Origin of the sequence: Phormidium sp. CCY1219 (assembly GCF_035615515.1) — a bacterium.
Taxonomy (GTDB): domain Bacteria; phylum Cyanobacteriota; class Cyanobacteriia; order Cyanobacteriales; family Laspinemataceae; genus CCY1219.
This window is the reverse complement of sequence record NZ_JAJENT010000094.1, coordinates 1-373: the sequence shown is the minus strand read 5'-3', so window position 1 is coordinate 373 and position 373 is coordinate 1. Positions and strand designations below refer to the sequence as shown.

1 protein-coding gene is annotated in these 373 nt (G+C 52.8%); it reads left to right on the top strand.

The window, feature by feature from the left end; translation table 11 throughout:
* Window positions 1-130 precede the first annotated feature (130 nt).
* The coding region (locus LKK83_RS31885) for a hypothetical protein (protein ID WP_324628787.1) at window positions 131-373 on the top strand (243 nt) is incomplete at its 3' end.

The following is a 373-nucleotide window of genomic DNA, read 5'->3' as shown; positions in this document are numbered from 1 at the left end:
CCCGGCGGTAGGGAAACCCGTTGGCGAGAGAAAAATTATGGAAAACTTTACCGAAACAATTTAAAGACTGTGCCGATAATCAGCTAAAACGTTGATAAATTACCCATCAACCTTAATCGGCAACAAAACCATGACTCAAATCAAGCCAAAAATGGTTCCCATGCGCGCCCTCGCCCTGGGGTTTGCGCTGATGTTGGCCACCACGGCGGCGGGATGCGACAGAACCACAGAAGCGGAAACCACCGGAGGAAGCGAGACGATGACTCAGGCGCACAATCCCGAGCTCGTCACCCTGAGTGGGGTAGTAATCCAAAAACAGGCGGCGAAGAATGCGGAAAGCTGGATGGCGGGAGGCGGCGATTATTTCGTCCTC